Annotated in this window: 15 protein-coding genes, 1 riboswitch and 1 other annotated feature; of the genes, 11 read left to right on the forward strand and 4 right to left on the reverse strand. The window is 43.2% G+C overall.

Features of this window, described 5'->3' with window-relative positions; translation table 11 throughout:
• Nucleotides 1–67 precede the first annotated feature (67 nt).
• From hemA to ACIQ0H_RS18950, 11 genes are all read left to right on the forward strand, one after another.
• Nucleotides 68–1432 (forward strand): glutamyl-tRNA reductase, encoded by a 1365-nt coding sequence (gene hemA, locus ACIQ0H_RS18900; protein WP_403418226.1) that lies wholly within the window; start codon nt 68–70, stop codon nt 1430–1432.
• 84 nt (nt 1433–1516) lie between these two features.
• Complete coding sequence (ccsA, locus tag ACIQ0H_RS18905; protein WP_403418229.1) at nt 1517–2347, forward strand: cytochrome c biogenesis protein CcsA; 831 nt, start codon at nt 1517–1519, stop codon at nt 2345–2347.
• Nucleotides 2348–2607: 260 nt separating this feature from the next.
• Nucleotides 2608–3537, forward strand: coding sequence for a hydroxymethylbilane synthase (gene hemC / locus ACIQ0H_RS18910; RefSeq protein ID WP_403418232.1), 930 nt, complete (start codon nt 2608–2610; stop codon nt 3535–3537).
• A complete protein-coding gene (locus ACIQ0H_RS18915; RefSeq protein WP_403418235.1) occupies nt 3530–4288 on the forward strand; it encodes a uroporphyrinogen-III synthase in 759 nt (252 codons plus the stop codon). Before hemC ends, ACIQ0H_RS18915 begins: the two co-directional genes overlap by 8 nt.
• 2 nt (nt 4289–4290) lie before the next feature.
• Nucleotides 4291–5271 carry a porphobilinogen synthase gene (hemB, locus tag ACIQ0H_RS18920; RefSeq protein WP_403418238.1) on the forward strand — a complete coding sequence of 327 codons (981 nt, stop codon included), beginning with the start codon at nt 4291–4293 and terminating at the stop codon, nt 5269–5271.
• Complete coding sequence (gene hemL, locus ACIQ0H_RS18925; protein ID WP_403418241.1) at nt 5272–6564, forward strand: glutamate-1-semialdehyde 2,1-aminomutase; 1293 nt, start codon at nt 5272–5274, stop codon at nt 6562–6564.
• A 143-nt stretch (nt 6565–6707) separates the two neighbouring features.
• The gene (locus tag ACIQ0H_RS18930) at nt 6708–7445 is read left to right on the forward strand and encodes a hypothetical protein (RefSeq protein ID WP_403418243.1); all 738 of its coding nucleotides are present in this window, start codon (nt 6708–6710) and stop codon (nt 7443–7445) included.
• 226 nt (nt 7446–7671) lie between these two features.
• Nucleotides 7672–7917, forward strand: a binding site (T-box leader).
• Between the two features lie 94 nt (nt 7918–8011).
• Nucleotides 8012–10657 (forward strand): valine--tRNA ligase, encoded by a 2646-nt coding sequence (locus tag ACIQ0H_RS18935; RefSeq protein ID WP_403418245.1) that lies wholly within the window; start codon nt 8012–8014, stop codon nt 10655–10657.
• Nucleotides 10658–10870: 213 nt separating this feature from the next.
• The gene (locus tag ACIQ0H_RS18940; protein WP_403418248.1) at nt 10871–11302 is read left to right on the forward strand and encodes a hypothetical protein; all 432 of its coding nucleotides are present in this window, start codon (nt 10871–10873) and stop codon (nt 11300–11302) included.
• Nucleotides 11302–11742, forward strand: coding sequence for a prepilin-type N-terminal cleavage/methylation domain-containing protein (locus ACIQ0H_RS18945; protein ID WP_403418251.1), 441 nt, complete (start codon nt 11302–11304; stop codon nt 11740–11742). Before ACIQ0H_RS18940 ends, ACIQ0H_RS18945 begins: the two co-directional genes overlap by 1 nt.
• Nucleotide 11743: 1 nt before the next feature.
• Nucleotides 11744–13171 (forward strand): DUF7305 domain-containing protein, encoded by a 1428-nt coding sequence (locus ACIQ0H_RS18950; protein WP_403418254.1) that lies wholly within the window; start codon nt 11744–11746, stop codon nt 13169–13171.
• 115 nt (nt 13172–13286) lie between these two features.
• On the opposite strand, the gene ACIQ0H_RS18955 is transcribed toward ACIQ0H_RS18950, so the two are convergent.
• The 4 genes from ACIQ0H_RS18955 to queC form a co-directional block, all read right to left on the reverse strand.
• Nucleotides 13287–14288, reverse strand: coding sequence for a YpdA family putative bacillithiol disulfide reductase (locus tag ACIQ0H_RS18955; protein WP_403418256.1), 1002 nt, complete (start codon nt 14286–14288; stop codon nt 13287–13289).
• A gap of 282 nt (nt 14289–14570) precedes the next feature.
• Nucleotides 14571–15278, reverse strand: coding sequence for a 7-carboxy-7-deazaguanine synthase QueE (gene queE / locus ACIQ0H_RS18960; protein ID WP_403418259.1), 708 nt, complete (start codon nt 15276–15278; stop codon nt 14571–14573).
• Complete coding sequence (queD, locus tag ACIQ0H_RS18965) at nt 15275–15700, reverse strand: 6-carboxytetrahydropterin synthase QueD (RefSeq protein WP_403418262.1); 426 nt, start codon at nt 15698–15700, stop codon at nt 15275–15277. Before queD ends, queE begins: the two co-directional genes overlap by 4 nt.
• Nucleotides 15697–16362 carry a 7-cyano-7-deazaguanine synthase QueC gene (gene queC, locus ACIQ0H_RS18970; RefSeq protein WP_403418265.1) on the reverse strand — a complete coding sequence of 222 codons (666 nt, stop codon included), beginning with the start codon at nt 16360–16362 and terminating at the stop codon, nt 15697–15699. Before queC ends, queD begins: the two co-directional genes overlap by 4 nt.
• A 7-nt stretch (nt 16363–16369) precedes the next feature.
• Nucleotides 16370–16413: riboswitch (PreQ1 riboswitch) on the reverse strand.
• Nucleotides 16414–16487: the final 74 nt, after the last annotated feature.

Consider the following 16487-nt stretch of genomic DNA (forward strand, 5'->3'; position numbering starts at 1 on the left):
GAGAAGAAAATATTGTCGTATGTTATACTATAAGCGTGAAATAGAACGTGAAAGGTGTGAACACCTGGTGTATACAATCATGGTTGGTGTTAATCACCGGACGGCGCCTGTCGAAATAAGGGAGAAATTGTCTTTTGTTGAAGCGGAACTGCCACAAGCAATGCAAACATTGCAACAACAAAAAAGCATATTAGAAAACATCATTATTTCGACATGTAATCGGACGGAAATTTACGCGGTTGTGGATCAGCTGCACACAGGGCGCTACTATGTAAAGAATTTTTTGGCGGAGTGGTTCGATTTACCACTGGAATCTTTTTCATCGCATTTGATTGTTCATGAAAGCGATGGGGCCATCGAACATTTACTACGCGTGTCAGCAGGTATTGATTCTATGGTGCTCGGTGAAACACAAATTCTAGGTCAAGTGCGTGACAGCTTCTTGAAAGGTCAAGAAATTGGAACGACGGGGACTGTTTACAACGAACTCTTTAAACAAGCCATCACATTTGCGAAAAAAGCACATACGGAAACGGCAATTGGTGAAAACGCCGTATCGGTATCGTACGCGGCTGTCGAACTTGGGAAAAAAATATTTGGTTCATTGGACCGTAAACATATTGCAATCCTCGGAGCCGGAAAAATGGGTGAACTAGCTGCTAAAAACCTATATGGCAGTGGCGCGGGAAAAATGACGGTCATTAACCGAACATTGTCCAAAGCAGAAGAGCTCGCTGAGAAATTCGGTGGGGAAGCAAAATCGATGAAAGAATTACAATGTGCGCTTCTTGAAGCTGATGTTCTGATTAGCTCAACAGGTGCGACGGATTTTGTCATCGACTACGAACTTATGCAGTTCGCAGTGCGGCTACGTAAAGGGAAACCGATTTTCATGGTTGATATTGCAGTACCGCGTGACTTAGATCCGCGCATCGGCGATTTACCGAACGTTTTCTTATACGACATCGATGATTTGCAAGGGATTGTCGAAGCGAACCTTGCGGAAAGAAAAAATGCGGCTGAAGAAATTGGTCTGATGATTGAGCAGGAAATTGTTGTATTCAACGAATGGGTAGCGACCCTTGGCGTTGTTCCAGTTATTTCGGCACTACGTCAAAAGGCAAACCGTATTCAAACCGAAACAATGGCCAGCATCGAAAATAAGATGCCAAATTTAACAGACCGTGAAAAGAAATTATTGAGTAAACATACAAAATCAATCGTCAATCAATTACTAAAAGATCCTATTTTACAGGCTAAAGAATTAGTCATGGATAAGAAATCCACTGAGAAATTGGCATTATTCCAACAAATTTTTGGGATTGACGAAGAAGTTCTAAAAGAAAAAGAAATGCTGGAAAAGCAGGCAAAAGAGCGTTTAACTGCTAAAGCGCGAAATAATATTGCTGTACAACCGGATGTATCATTTTGAATGAAGGTCTGAAAGAGCATTTCTGCATCTCAATATGTATAATGGGTGCCGAAATGCTTTTTTGATTAGAAAGGCAGAGAAAATATGGCTGATATGACGATGGCGAGGCTGCATGAAGTGATGGTCATTTTATATGCCGTGAGCCTCGTCTTTTATTTTATAGATTATTTGAATAAAGATGCAATTGCACATCGAAGTGCATTTTGGGTGTTATCTGTCGTCTACGTTTTACAGACGATTTTTCTAGTGTCGTTTATGATTGAGGCGAAAAGATTTCCGATCCTATCGTTGTTTGAGGGCATTTACTTTTACGCGTGGTTGCTCATTACGTTATCGATTATCCTACATCTTTTTTACAAAATAGATCATGTGGTGTTTTTCTTAAATGTCATTGGCTTTTGTTTCATGACGATTCATACATTTGCTCCTATGCAAATCGCACAGTCGCCGATTGGAGAATCACTTGTTTCAGAGTTGCTATTTATACATATCACATTTGCGATTTTGTCCTACGCGGCATTTTCGATGTCCTTTGTTTTTGCGATTCTCTATCTACTGGTTTACAAGATTTTGAAGAAAAAGAAGTGGTCCAAGCAATTTAATAGGCTGCCGTCACTTTATCAAACGTCGACTGGTATGATAGCGTCCATTTACACGGGTATCCCATTGTTACTTGTGAGTCTAATTCTTGGTGTGCAATGGGCACAAGTTGCACTGGATGTATGGTCGTTTTTTGATATGAAAATTATTGGTTCGTTTTTCCTTCTTGCGATCTACGGACTTGTATTATTTTTGCAGCGGAGTGGCAAGCTGACAGGAAACGACTTTGCATGGGCAAATATATTCGCATTTCTTTTTGTCATTATTAATTTTTTCCTTGCAAGTAAGTTGTCCGCATTCCATTTCTGGATTTAATAAGAAAAGCGGAAGGCACCTGCTAGACGCGAAAAGTAGGAAGGATAGAGTTCAATCCTTCCCTGCTGGAGGACTTGAAGATAAAGGCGTCCTTTGCCTTTATCACCAAAGTGGAAGGCAGTCTAAAGTCGCCACTTCCTGTGGCAACGACTGCATGACCTACATCCTGTAGGCCTAAGCGACTCGAGCGGCTGGTGCCTGAAGCTAGACAACAAGAAAAGCGGAACAGCAGTCAATACGAAAGGTTGGATGGAAAGTTTATGAGAAAAATCATTGTAGGTTCAAGAAGAAGTAAGCTGGCATTAACACAAACGAACTGGTTTATTGACCAAATGAAAGCTGCGGGTGCGCCGTTTGAATTTGAAGTAAAGGAAATTGTGACGAAGGGTGACCAGATTCTAGATGTCATGCTTTCGAAAGTTGGCGGGAAAGGGCTGTTCGTTAAAGAGATTGAACAAGCGCTTTACAATAAAGAAATCGATTTCGCTGTTCACAGTATGAAAGATATGCCGGCAGTCCTTCCTGAGGGCCTTGTGATAGGCTGTATTCCACCGCGTGAAGATGCACGTGATGCCTTCATTTCGAACGGTCATGTGAAGTTTATGGATTTACCAGTGGGGGCTGTTGTGGGGACGTCTAGTTTACGCCGTAGTTCTCAGTTGTTACTTCTTCGCCCGGATCTTGAAATCAAATGGATTCGCGGAAATATCGATACACGCTTGAAAAAATTGCATGATGGTGAATATGATGCCATTCTTCTTGCGGCCGCTGGTATGAAACGACTCGGGTGGAATGATGATGTTGCAACGGAATTGATGTCTGTTGAAGATTGTATTCCGGCAGTTGGGCAAGGTGCTTTGGCGATTGAATGTCGCGCAGACGATCAGGAGTTACTGGCTGAACTTGCGAAGATATCCGACGATAAAACTTGGAAAGAAGTTGAAGCAGAGCGTACATTCCTGTCAGAAATGGACGGTTCTTGCCAAGTTCCAATCGCAGGTTTTGCAGAGTTTGACGGTACGAATCTTGAATTGACTGGCTTCATTGCTTCTCCGGATGCAACACAAATCTTTAAACAGTCCTTCGTCAGTGCAGATCCTGTTGAAGCGGGCAAGGAAGTCGCGAAGATTTTGCGGGCACAAGGGGCTTCTGAAGTGATTGAGAAAGTGAAGGCGGAAATGGATGCATAACGGTCAACCATTGCAAGGGGAGACGGTCATTTTTACGGGAACACCAAAGTCACAAGACGTCTTTGAACGGGTAAAACAGTACGGAGGTATGCCGGTTTCATTGCCACTTATTCAAGTGGCTGAGTTGGTGGAACCGATGGATGAGCTACGATTGAATGCCTGTCCGACATATGACTGGCTCATTTTTACGAGTCAAAGCGCAGTGGCTGCATTTGGGGCAAAGTTAGCCCGTCACGATGTTTCGTCAGCATCTATCCCTTCAAAAATAGCAGCAGTGGGTACACGAACTGCAGAGGCGCTTGAAAAGCTTGGCTTTACCGTTGATTTTATCCCCACGGTGTTTAGTGCCGATGTATTCGTTACTGAATTCAGGCCGAGTGAAATGGATATTCGACGTATCCTATTCCTGCGGGGATCCATTGCAGGTGTTACCATCAAAGAGGAACTACCTTTTGAGGTGGATGAATGGACGGTTTATAAAACGGAACAAGTTAGTGATTCAATCGGCTCACTCGTCGATTTATTGCAACAGGACAAGCAACTGAATGTGTTGTTCGCAAGTCCTTCTGCGGTCAGGGTGTTTGCCGAAGAAGTGGCTTCACAGATCGGTTGGGATGGTTATACGATTGCCGCAATCGGCCATGTGACGGAAAAAGCGCTGTTGGAAGTTGGCGCAACCGTTCATGTTAAGCCGGATACATACACATTGATGGATCTCGTCGAGAAATTGGCGGGGCGAAAGGAAGGGTAACTTTGGAAAACTTACATTTCAAGCGTAACAGACGCTTACGCAATTCGACTACATTACGCGCAATGGTGAGAGAAACGGTATTACGGAAAGAAGATTTCATCTATCCGCTATTTGTTGTTGAAGGGGAAAATGTGAAAAATCCAGTGTCTTCAATGCCAGGTGTTTTTCAATTTTCGTTGGATCAACTGGCGATTGAAATCGATGAAGTCGTTGCACTTGGGATTCCGTCGGTTATTTTGTTCGGCGTTCCTGAAGATAAAGATGCGACTGGTACAGGCGCTTATCATGATCATGGTATCGTTCAGCAAGGGATTCGCTTTGTGAAAGAGCGTCATCCGGAACTGATTGTCATTGCCGATACATGCTTATGTGAGTATACCGATCATGGACATTGTGGCGTTGTAGAAGGCGACAAAGTTTTAAATGATCCATCACTAGACTTATTGGCGCGTACAGCAGTAAGCCAGGCGCAAGCGGGTGCTGATATTATTGCACCGTCAAATATGATGGACGGATTTGTAATTGCTATCCGCCAAGCGCTTGATGCAGCTGGATTTATCGATATTCCGATTATGTCTTATGCGGTGAAGTATGCTTCTGCTTATTACGGTCCATTCCGTGAAGCAGCGGGTTCTGCTCCACAGTTTGGGGATCGCAAAACCTATCAAATGGATCCTGCCAATCGTATGGAAGCCATGCGCGAAGCAGAATCTGATGTGGATGAAGGCGCAGATTTCTTAATCGTCAAACCGGCGTTGTCTTATCTGGACATCATTCGTGATGTGAAAAATAATTTTGTATTACCGATTGTGGCTTATAACGTGAGCGGTGAATACGCGATGGTCAAGGCGGCTGCTCAAAACGATTGGATTGACGAAAAAAAGGTTGTTCTTGAAACGTTGACAAGTATGAAGCGTGCAGGTGCAGATCTGATTATGACGTACCATGCCAAAGACGCGGCGCGCTGGTTGGAGGAGAACTAAATGGGTAGAAATTATGAGTTATCTAAACAAGCATTTGCAGAAGCGGTAGATTTGTTACCGGGTGGGGTGAACTCTCCAGTTCGTGCTTTCAAGTCCGTCAATATGGACCCGATTTTCATGGAAAGTGGAAAAGGTGCCATCATTAAAGATATCGATGGCAATGAATACATTGACTACGTACTATCATGGGGACCCCTGATTCTCGGTCATTCAGATCCAGACGTCGTTGCAGGTATCAAGCGCGTCGCAGAAACCGGCACAAGCTTTGGTGCACCAACTGTAGCGGAAAATGACTTGGCGAAACTTGTCATTGACCGTGTACCATCCATTGAGATGGTGCGCATGGTTTCATCAGGAACTGAAGCAACGATGAGTGCGCTACGTTTAGCACGTGGCTTTACGGGACGCGATAAAATCTTGAAATTCGAAGGTTGCTACCATGGACACGGTGACTCGCTACTCATTAAAGCGGGTTCTGGCGTTGCGACACTTGGTCTTCCTGATAGTCCGGGTGTACCTGAATCGGTTGCGAAAAACACGATTACAGTTGCCTACAATGACTTAGAAAGCGTCCAAGCAGTGTTCAACGAATTCGGTGAAGACTTAGCGGCTGTTATTGTTGAACCAGTAGCAGGCAACATGGGGGTTGTCCCTCCGGAACCTGGTTTCCTGGAAGGCCTACGTGAGCTGACAGAGAACAACGGCACCCTGTTGATTTTTGATGAAGTAATGACGGGCTTCCGCGTTGGTTATCAGTGTGCACAAGGTCATTTCGGTGTGACGCCTGATTTAACTTGCCTCGGCAAAGTGATTGGCGGCGGACTACCAGTTGGCGCATATGGTGGTAAGCGTGAAATTATGGAAAATATCGCACCTGCGGGCACGGTATATCAGGCAGGAACGCTGTCTGGGAATCCGCTTGCTATGACGGCAGGGATTGAAACGTTGAAAAAGTTAACGCCTGCATCATATGATCATTTCATGAAACTTGGCGATCAGCTTGAAGCCGGTTTCCGTGCGGCAGCAGAGAAGTATGACATTCCACATACCGTGAATCGCGCGGGCTCGATGATTGGATTCTTCTTCACGAATGACAAAGTAACGGATTACGATAAAGCGAAAACATCCGATCTTAATATGTTTGCAGAATACTACCGCTTGATGGCGGAAGAAGGCATCTTCTTACCACCTTCACAGTTTGAAGGTATGTTCCTTTCAACTGCGCATACGGAAGAGCATATAGCGAAAACGGTCGAAGCGTTCCATACAGTGTTTGCAAAACTTCGAGGGTGATTGGCACCCCAAGCTTTTAACTACTAAAACGTCCTCCAATCAATTATTTGATTGGAGGATTTTTGCGTTCGTATTAATTTGTCCTTCTATCACAGCTGGACTGTGCATACAATTGTTTGTGAAGGAATAAGGAGGGAACGATAATGGAGAAAAAGCAGTGGACGATGCAAGAGGATTTTATTTTCCCGGTAGAAGCGGGCGTGCCGGCGGGGGCGGAATTGCTACAAGTGACACCGATATATACAGAAGAACGGACAGAAGATGCAGTGCGGTTGACAGGTATTTATCATATCGCAGCAAATGTGGTGTTTGATGAAGGGCAGAGAGCAGATGAATTTTTAGATTCAGCGATTCTGATTGACGATGTGGAATTACAAGGAATGGCGGGGTATTTTGAGTACGCAGTGCCACTTCATATCGATTTGCCATCAGAAGTTGCCAGCCCGCTAGAGGTTGTCACAGCGGCCACAGCAGTTGAATCGGACGGACAAGGCTCATTTAGTGTTGTATGGGATGTCGAGTGCTCGTACGAAAATGCGGTTGCTCAAGAAGAACTAGTTGCTCTAGTAGAGGAACCAGCAATTGTCGTGTTGGTAGAAGAAGTAGAGGAACCAGCAACGATTGTGTTGGCAGAAGAGTTAGAGGAAGTGGCAGAAGCAACAGAAGTAGCTACAGCTACAGCTTCAGCAGATGCGTATGAAATCTATGAAGCTGAAGAAGTGATTGCAGTGGCTGTGCCAGATACGAATGTAGTTGCAACGTATACCAGCACTCCAAATGAAGATATGGACGAAGCGCTGGCATTCATTGCAGGGCTAGAAGATGGGATTTCCACAACGTCATTCCGTTCAAATGATGTTTTTATAAAACACGAAAGCTAACCCGCACAGCAGGCAAAATAGCAGGAAATCACCAGTTGTCGGCACTAATAATAGCCGTAGTAGTTGGAAAATACAAATGGGAATAATGATCCCTTTACAATAAAATCTGCATCTCCGAAGCCAAGGGGGCAGTAGATAGGGATTATAACATTTTTTCATCACACAATCCTTTCGTAATTTACTTGACGGGCGACCTACTATTCCGATACAATAGTGGCAACTATATATGGATGCGATGATTGGGATAGTAAGTGAATATGATTACTCAAGAGAGGGAGCCGGTGGTGAGAGGCCCTGTAATCGATTGACCGAATGTCACCCATGAGCAGTTTCTGTGAATAAGTTGTTTTCGTTTCGAAAACATCCTTTAGTAGTAGAAACCGGTTTGAAGCCGTTATCGAAGTGTGAGGTGCACAGTTTTTTGTTGTGCACGAATAAAGGTGGTACCGCGAACAGCTCCTTCGTCCTTTAAGGCGATAGGAGTTTTTTTGTGTCCAGTTTTAGGCGCCAGCCCTAAGTGGTGCCCTACACATTTCATAGTATTCAAAAATTGAGGAGGAACTAGTATGTCAAATGAAAACTTGTCGATGCCGACAAAATATGATCCGCAGTCCATTGAATCAGGTCGCTATGAATGGTGGCTAAAAGGGAAATTTTTCGAAGCGCAACCTGAAAGTGATAAAGAGCCTTATACCATTGTTATTCCACCACCAAACGTGACAGGGAAACTTCACCTTGGGCATGCATGGGATACGACATTACAAGATATCATGACGCGCATGAAGCGTATGCAAGGCTATGACGCATTGTGGCTGCCAGGAATGGACCATGCGGGTATTGCAACGCAGGCACGTGTTGAAGCGAAACTACGTGAAGAAGGCAAGACACGCTATGACCTTGGTCGTGAAAAGTTTGTAGAAGAAACCTGGAAATGGAAAGAAGAATATGCTGATCATATCCGTGCACAATGGGGCAAACTTGGCCTTGGATTGGATTATTCTCGCGAACGTTTCACATTGGATAAAGGTCTATCGAAAGCCGTACAGGAAGTATTCGTTAAACTGTATGAAAAAGATCTCATCTACCGCGGTGAATATATCATCAACTGGGATCCGGCAACGAAGACAGCCATTTCTGATATCGAAGTTATTCACAAAGACGTGCAGGGTGCCTTCTATCATATGCGCTATCCACTAACAGATGGCACGGGTACTATCGAAATTGCAACAACACGCCCAGAAACAATGCTTGGTGATACAGCAGTTGCAGTTCACCCTGAAGATGAGCGCTATAAGCACTTGATTGGGAAAACGGTGAAATTGCCAATCGTCGGCCGAGAAATTCCAATCGTGGCAGATGATTATGTCGACATGGAATTCGGAAGTGGCGCAGTGAAAATCACACCAGCCCATGATCCAAACGACTTTGAAATCGGTAACCGTCACAATCTTCAGCGTGTTCTCGTTATGAACGAAGATGGTTCTATGAATAAGCTTGCAGGCAAGTATGAAGGTATGGATCGTTTCGAATGCCGTAAAGCAATTGTGAAAGACCTACAGGACATGGGAGTGTTATTCGAAATCGAAGATCACCTTCACTCTGTCGGCCACTCGGAGCGAAGCGGTGCTGTTGTTGAACCGTATTTATCGACACAATGGTTCGTAAGAATGGAGCCACTATCAGCTGAAGCCATCAAGCTTCAACAAACCGAAGACAAAGTCAATTTCGTCCCTGACCGTTTTGAGCATACGTACTTGCAATGGATGGAAAACGTTCATGACTGGTGTATCTCTCGTCAACTATGGTGGGGCCACCGCATTCCAGCTTGGTATCATAACGAAACAGGCGAAGTGTATGTTGGCCAAGAAGCACCTGCTGACATTGAAAACTGGACGCAGGACAATGACGTACTGGATACGTGGTTCTCATCTGCCCTATGGCCGTTCTCGACGATGGGTTGGCCGGATGTGGACAACGCGGAATTCAAACGCTATTACCCAACAGATGCTCTTGTAACAGGCTATGACATCATATTCTTCTGGGTGTCACGCATGATTTTCCAAGGTCTCGAATTTACAAATGAGCGTCCATTTAAAGATGTATTGATTCACGGACTGGTACGTGCAGAAGACGGCCGTAAAATGTCCAAATCGCTTGGTAATGGGATTGACCCAATGGACGTCATCGACAAATACGGTGCAGATGCACTTCGCTACTTCCTATCTACCGGTTCATCACCAGGGCAGGATCTTCGCTACTCAACAGAGAAAGTGGAATCCATCTGGAACTTTGCCAATAAAATCTGGAATGCGTCACGCTTTGCGTTAATGAATATGGATGGCATGACGTATGAAGAAATTGATCTATCAGGTGAAAAATCAGCTGCAGATGCGTGGATTTTAACGCGTTTGAATGAAACGATCGAGCAAGTAACGAAGTTAGCGGACCGCTACGAGTTTGGTGAAGTTGGCCGTGCTTTGTATAACTTCATCTGGGATGATTTCTGTGACTGGTATATTGAAATGGCGAAACTGCCGTTGTATGGGGAAGATGAAACAGCGAAGAAAATGACACGCTCTGTTCTCGCTTACGTTCTCGATAATACAATGCGTTTGCTACACCCATTCATGCCGTTCATCACAGAAGAGATCTGGCAGAACTTGCCCCACGAAGGGGAGTCCATTACAGTGGCGGCTTGGCCGGTTGCAGATGCGACTCTTACAGATAAATCTCGTGCGACAGATATGAAATTATTGATGGATATCATTCGTGCGGTTCGAACGATCCGTGCAGAAGTGAATACACCAATGAGCAAAAAAGTACCACTTTATATTTCCGCAAAAGAAGATGCAACAGTTGCAGTCTTGGAAGCGAATCGTAGCTACATCGAACGGTTCTGTAACCCTGAGACGTTAACACTCGGCAATGGGATTTCGGCACCAGGAAAATCGATGTCAGCGGTTGTGACAGGGGCGGAATTGTTCTTGCCACTTGAAGGTTTGCTGAACATTGACGAGGAAATTGCCCGCCTAACAAAAGAACTTGCTAAATGGCAAGGTGAAGTGAAACGTGTTCAAGGTAAACTTTCCAACGAACGCTTTATGTCAAAAGCACCTGAGGCAGTCGTTGCAGAAGAACGCGCCAAAGAAAAGGACTATCTTGAAAAGTACGCGGCGGTTGAACGTCGTATGCAAGAATTGAAAGAAATCTAATACAAAACGACAAAACCCAATTGCAGAGGAATGCAATTGGGTTTTGTTGTGTTTGAAATGATAAATTTATAGGTTTAAGTAATCATGACGATGGTCATGATTTTTTGATTACAAATCGCTAATTGTGGTAGTATAGGTTTATACGAGTATATGGATTTTTGTGTTTTATTACATACATAGGTTTAAAGAGTGATGGATGCGGGGGGATTTGGAGTGGAACAAGATGGAAAAGAAAGTGGGTTATCGCTGGTAGAAGTACTAGCCTCTATCGTTATTTTAACTCTTTTACTAACAACCTTTTTAATGATGTTTCTGCAATCGGCGAAAGTACATAAGGCGTCTGAACATGTGATTGATGCGACATATATTGCGCAGAAAGAGATGGAAAATCTCTATGCGTTAAGTACTTCGATTAAAGAGAGTGCAAAGATAAAAGAGATTATAGCTTTAGGGTATATAGAGAAACCAGATGAAAATGATTGGACGGTCTTTACAAAGGTGTACAATCCCGAGATCTTATTGAAAATTAAATTAAAAAACAAAGAGAAAAGTATGGATCGTGTACTAGTAGAAGTACGTGGTATACCCGACGATAAGCTGCAAGCTCAGATGGAGAATGTAGTAGTGTGGAGGCCTGAGTCATAATGAAAAAGTATCTGAGGAATGAAAAAGGGCTCACATTAGTGGAAGTACTCGCAGTCATCATCATCGGCTCCATTATTCTACTGCTTATTTCGAATGTACATGTATTTGGTCAGAAACAATATAACAGTCAATCAGAAAAATCTAGGCATTTATCTGATGTGACGTACGCGGCGAAAGTGATTACGAAGGAGATTCGGAAAGCAGATGAGCGGGGCATCGTAAATGTTGATGAGAAGGGCGATCATATCAAATTGACTGATCGTATTGAGTACAAATACAACCGTGCAGAGAAATGGATAGAGAATAAAGATAAAACGATTGTAGTGAAAGATATTAGCAAGTTTGAGGCTAAGCGGACAGGTAGCCAAGTAAACCTCAAAATCATCAGTGAAACCGGCGAGAAAGTGGAAACTAAAATAATACTCAGAAAGGGTGATTGATGTGAAAAATCACCATCATGCCAACGATAGGGGATTCACCCTCCTTGGTGTATTAATGGTACTTGTTGTTTTATCTGTCCTTGGATTAAGTATCATGATGATTACGTCGAATTCTGTGAGGATATCTGCGGGGGAGCGGGATGATCAGGCGGTATTTTATATTGCGGAGGCGGGTGTAGTTGAGACAGCTTATGATATCAATGAAGATGTGTCAGAAGCATTTGAAGAAGTTAAAAATACATATGATAAATTGACGACAAAAGAACAGCAGAAATATGATTTTGTAGGGGAATTCTATTCGAGAGTTAGAGCGAAAGTAAATTTAGCACCAACTAGCCCAACATTTGAAGCAAACTTAGGTAATGTGCCCGTTGCCTCGATAACCGTGACACAAAAAAGAGCAGACCCAGTTATATATGAAATTGAATCTATAGGAACGATAGGGAATAAAACACGTACAGTTAAACAGGAACTCACTGTATCTTTAGAGCCGAGTGTGGTTGAGGGGCCTGGGGTGTTTGGGAACGCGGCTTTGTATGTTAATAAAACGATACGATTAGAGGAAGGCATAACAATACATGGGAATGCTTATATGAAGTCTACTAATCCAAGTGATTTGAAAATCAGTGGGGGTGCGAGTATTACTGGTGAGGTCGTTCGGGGAGTTGAAAATTTTATAGAATTACCCTTGTTTCCGAGCTATCCAAGCTATACGATACCTGTGGATCAGGTAATTACGAATAATAATGGAAATAAGACTGATTTAGTAAAAAAAGGAAAATTATTAATAGGAAACTATATTACAAATGGATATATAATGAATATGAGCAACAATTTGGCGTTTAAGGAGATTTATCTAAATGAAAATAATACACTAACAATCGATGTGGGTGATTCTGATAAAGAAATTGTTGTAGATCATCTAAATGTCACAAATGGCCATATTAAAATAAACGGTACAGGAAAGCTTACGATATATGTGAAAAATAATATAACGATGGGATCTGGAAGTACAATCAACAGCAATACTCGAAATGTAGATAAGTTGCAAGTTTATCAAAAAGGTTCGAACCTTATTAATTTAGGTGGGGATCAAAAGGTTTTTGGATCCCTCTATGCTGAAAGTGCAACTATTAAAATAGGTGCTGGCGGAGGATTTCATGGGAATATTTTTTCAGGAGGAACTGAAGTTACAGTAGACGGGGGAGCTAGTGTAAATACTCAACTTTTTCTGGTGCCAAATGCTAAATTCACTTTAGCCAATGGTGGTAAAATCAAGGGATCGGTTATCGCCGATTCATTTATTGGAACAGGCGGAGGATCTATCACCTATAATGGAACAGGTGCTGGCAGTGGTTCCGGAGGTCCGATTAAGGATTATGGTGACGGTTCCAATTTGATTAAAAAAACACCATTAATTGAGGAATGATTTCTGGAAGTAGTTATTTTTCCATTTTCTCTGATAGTTAAATGTAGTGAGCAGGCCATCACAAAAGTAGGCCCTTAATCGAAAAAATCGGTTAAGGGCCTTTTTCTAGTTGGTTTCAAACGGAAGGGCTGTTGTTATTGGCAACTAACGCTAGTCGGCTTGCAATCTCCTCTGCGATTTTCAAGCCGTGAAATCGCCCGTCTTCAATGTAAACACGATTGGTAATTCCGCCTGTTACAACTCCTGAAAGAAAGACGTTTTTGACATTGGATTCAAAGCTTTCTGGATCAAAGAACGGAACTAAAGTGCTTGCATCTATTTGGATTCCAATGCTCTGAAGCATTGAAGTATTCGGTTGGTACCCGATCAGGGAAAGGACATAGTCATTTTGAATCGTAAACAAGCCATTTGGAGATTGGATGCTAATCGTTGTTTCTTCGATAGAAGCAATACTGGAATTGGGGTAGAAATCAATCTGCCCTTTTTTGAGAAGATTACGCATATCGAGGAGCAAGGATGGTTTAATGCCTTCTAAGACTGTCTCACCTCGGTGCACAAGCGTAACATGTGCTCCATTACGATAAAGGTCGATGGCAGCCTCAATCGCTGAGTTTTTGCCGCCTACAACTGTAACATGTTGGCCGTAATAGTGATGACCTTCTTTATAATAATGCGAAACCTTCGTAAGATTTTCTCCACTAACATCTAGCTGTCTCGGTGTGTCGAAAATGCCGGTTGCAAGTACAATCATTTTCGCTTCGTAAGAAATACTATTTTGATGCCGATCTTCCGCGTGGACGGTAAATGATTCGGCGTTTTTCGATATAGTTGTTACTTTTTGATAGCACTTAATATTAATTTCTTGCCTTTCAGTTACAAGTCGATAATATTTTAATAACTCTGTTCGAGTAGGACGTGCATCTTGTGTCAGGAAAGGAATGTTACCGATCTCCAAACGATCGGAAGTACTATAGAAAGTCATCTGAAACGGACAGTTGACAATGGAATTGACAATCGCCTCTTTTTCAATAATTACATAAGAAAGTCCTTTTTCTTGTAGAGCTAGACCCGTCGAAAGACCACACGGACCACCACCGATAATAACAACATCATACATATACTAAAAATCCTCCTTTTGAAATTCCGTAAAACAAACTAGTCAATCGAGGTTAACGCTCTCCATTATGCGCTATTAGGTGAGAATACATACTGGAATTGTTCAAACTTATCTGTATGAAAAGGTTTCATTGGCATAAGGGGGCGGTGACTGTGGCAGAGCAGGGAGCAAATACATCGTGGCGTAAGTGAGTGGATATACAATGTTCCCTATAAATGAAAAGTACCAGGCACCGAAACGATTCTAGACCGTTTCAGTGCCTGGTTCCTTCTACTTGTTTAATTAAACCCCGCGTTTATTCCCCCATACAAGGGCGTGTAGCTGAGGCAGCACTTTGGCATCATTCATGATTGGCGAGCGCACTGCTAGATCAATCAGCCACTCATACCGTTTCAGTAAGGCCGACACAAGAACTGCGTCATCGGTCGTTGACGTATCATCGTTCCCGTTCTGTAAAAAGAAAGGGAATGACGGATAGCGAAGATGAATCTCTTCGGCAAACTTGAAATCTACTTCGTCAAAAATGACGATTTTCAGGCTGGCGTTTGCATCTGTTAACTTGTCCATAAACGTATCCAGTTTGCCGAAATCTGTAGTCATACCAGAGCTCGGTGGTTTCGGGGACAGCGTGATATCATCTATATTTAATAACCAGTCTTGCCAGAAAGAAGCTTGCGTTTCAACGGCGACTTTCCAACCTTTTGCATGGCACAGGTCGACGAGTTCGCCAATGCCTTTATGAAGGGCGGGATTCCCGCCTGATATCGTTACATGGGAAAAGGATTTCCCGCCGATTGACAGAAGTTCCTCTATAATTTCACTTGGTTGTTTCGAAGTACTGTGTCCCGAACCGTCCCATGTAAAACTAGAATCGCACCACGAACAAGAATAATCGCAACCGGCTGTCCGGACAAACATCGTTTTTTGCCCAATGACCATGCCTTCCCCTTGAATCGTAGGACCGAATATTTCCATCACAGGGATTTTCATAGGATCTCCTCCTGTTCTGGCCGATAGACGACGTAACTTGTCGGTGTTTCTCGAACAATGACTTGAAGGCAGACCGGTTTATTGTCACGCATTTGAAGGACCTGATGAATCGATGTCCCAATCTGTTCCGCCAATCGTTCAGTCGTCGGAAAGACATTCTTGAATTCTGGATGATCATTCAATACGGAGTGATCATATTTATCGTGAATGAGGTTTTTTAGTTGTTTGAAATCGATTAGAAAACCGAGTGCATCCAACTCATTTCCTCCGATGGTTATATTAATATGGTACGTATGACCATGCATCACCTGGCATTTCCCGGCTTCTTCATTCGGAATGAAATGCGCTGCTGAAAAATGCATGTCTTTGTTTAATTCAAATCGATAGGCATGCTGCACAGACGGGTAAAATTGCTGCATCATTTAGTAGCACCTACTGACTTTCTAGATAAGTAAGCAGTGAGCCCTTCATTCCGTAACACACAGGCAGGGCAGTCCCCGCAACCTGAGCTCGGAACACCGTTGTAGCAAGTAAGGGTTTTCTCTTGGACGAAATCGAGCACATCCAGTTCGTCGGCCATTGCCCATACTTCGGACTTATCGAGCCACATAAGCGGCGTGTGGAGGACAAATCGTCCGTCCATTGCTAAATTCAATGTTACATTCAGTGACTTGATGAAATTATCACGGCAATCAGGATAACCGCTAAAATCCGTTTCGCTCACACCTGTGATTAAGTGCCGAGCCCCAATCGCATCTGCATAGACAGCCGCAAATGACAGGAATAGATGATTCCTACCGGGAACAAAAGTTGACGGCAATTCACCTTCTACTTCCTTCACGTCAATGTCATCCCGCGTTAAGGCGTTTGCAGATAACTGGTTAATCAGGTTCATATCCAGTACTTTGAATGAAACCCCAAGTTCCTTGGCGATTTCCTTTGCACATTCAATTTCAGCTGAATGGCGTTGACCATAGTCAAACGTCACCGTCGCGACTTCACTGAAATTTTTTAATGCCCAAAATAGGCATGTCGTACTGTCTTGGCCGCCACTAAAGACGACAACCGCTTTTTCATTTTTCATCATAAACAGCTCCTTAGTTTTTTAGAGAGGGAGTTTGCGAACCTCTTTTTTTGAACCTTGTTAATAATAGCATAAGTAGTGCGTGTAGGGGAGAAGGGAAGGAAAATAGGTAGTATGTACCCTAT

It is taken from the genome of Sporosarcina sp. NPDC096371, assembly GCF_044762865.1.
In the GTDB taxonomy this organism is placed as follows: domain Bacteria; phylum Bacillota; class Bacilli; order Bacillales_A; family Planococcaceae; genus Sporosarcina.

Excerpts from the sequence above, each read along its gene's own strand:
- ACIQ0H_RS18930 (WP_403418243.1), top strand. The coding sequence starts at position 6,708 with ATGGAGAAAAAGCAGTGGACGATGCAAGAGGATTTTATTTTCCCGGTA.
- queD (WP_403418262.1), bottom strand. The coding sequence starts at position 15,700 with ATGATGCAGCAATTTTACCCGTCTGTGCAGCATGCCTATCGATTTGAA.
- queC (WP_403418265.1), bottom strand. The coding sequence starts at position 16,362 with ATGAAAAATGAAAAAGCGGTTGTCGTCTTTAGTGGCGGCCAAGACAGT.
- ACIQ0H_RS18915 (WP_403418235.1), top strand. The coding sequence starts at position 3,530 with ATGCATAACGGTCAACCATTGCAAGGGGAGACGGTCATTTTTACGGGA.
- ACIQ0H_RS18945 (WP_403418251.1), top strand. The coding sequence starts at position 11,302 with ATGAAAAAGTATCTGAGGAATGAAAAAGGGCTCACATTAGTGGAAGTA.
- ccsA (WP_403418229.1), top strand. The coding sequence starts at position 1,517 with ATGGCTGATATGACGATGGCGAGGCTGCATGAAGTGATGGTCATTTTA.
- ACIQ0H_RS18935 (WP_403418245.1), top strand. The coding sequence starts at position 8,012 with ATGTCAAATGAAAACTTGTCGATGCCGACAAAATATGATCCGCAGTCC.
- hemC (WP_403418232.1), top strand. The coding sequence starts at position 2,608 with ATGAGAAAAATCATTGTAGGTTCAAGAAGAAGTAAGCTGGCATTAACA.
- queE (WP_403418259.1), bottom strand. The coding sequence starts at position 15,278 with ATGAAAATCCCTGTGATGGAAATATTCGGTCCTACGATTCAAGGGGAA.
- ACIQ0H_RS18955 (WP_403418256.1), bottom strand. The coding sequence starts at position 14,288 with ATGTATGATGTTGTTATTATCGGTGGTGGTCCGTGTGGTCTTTCGACG.
- hemL (WP_403418241.1), top strand. The coding sequence starts at position 5,272 with ATGGGTAGAAATTATGAGTTATCTAAACAAGCATTTGCAGAAGCGGTA.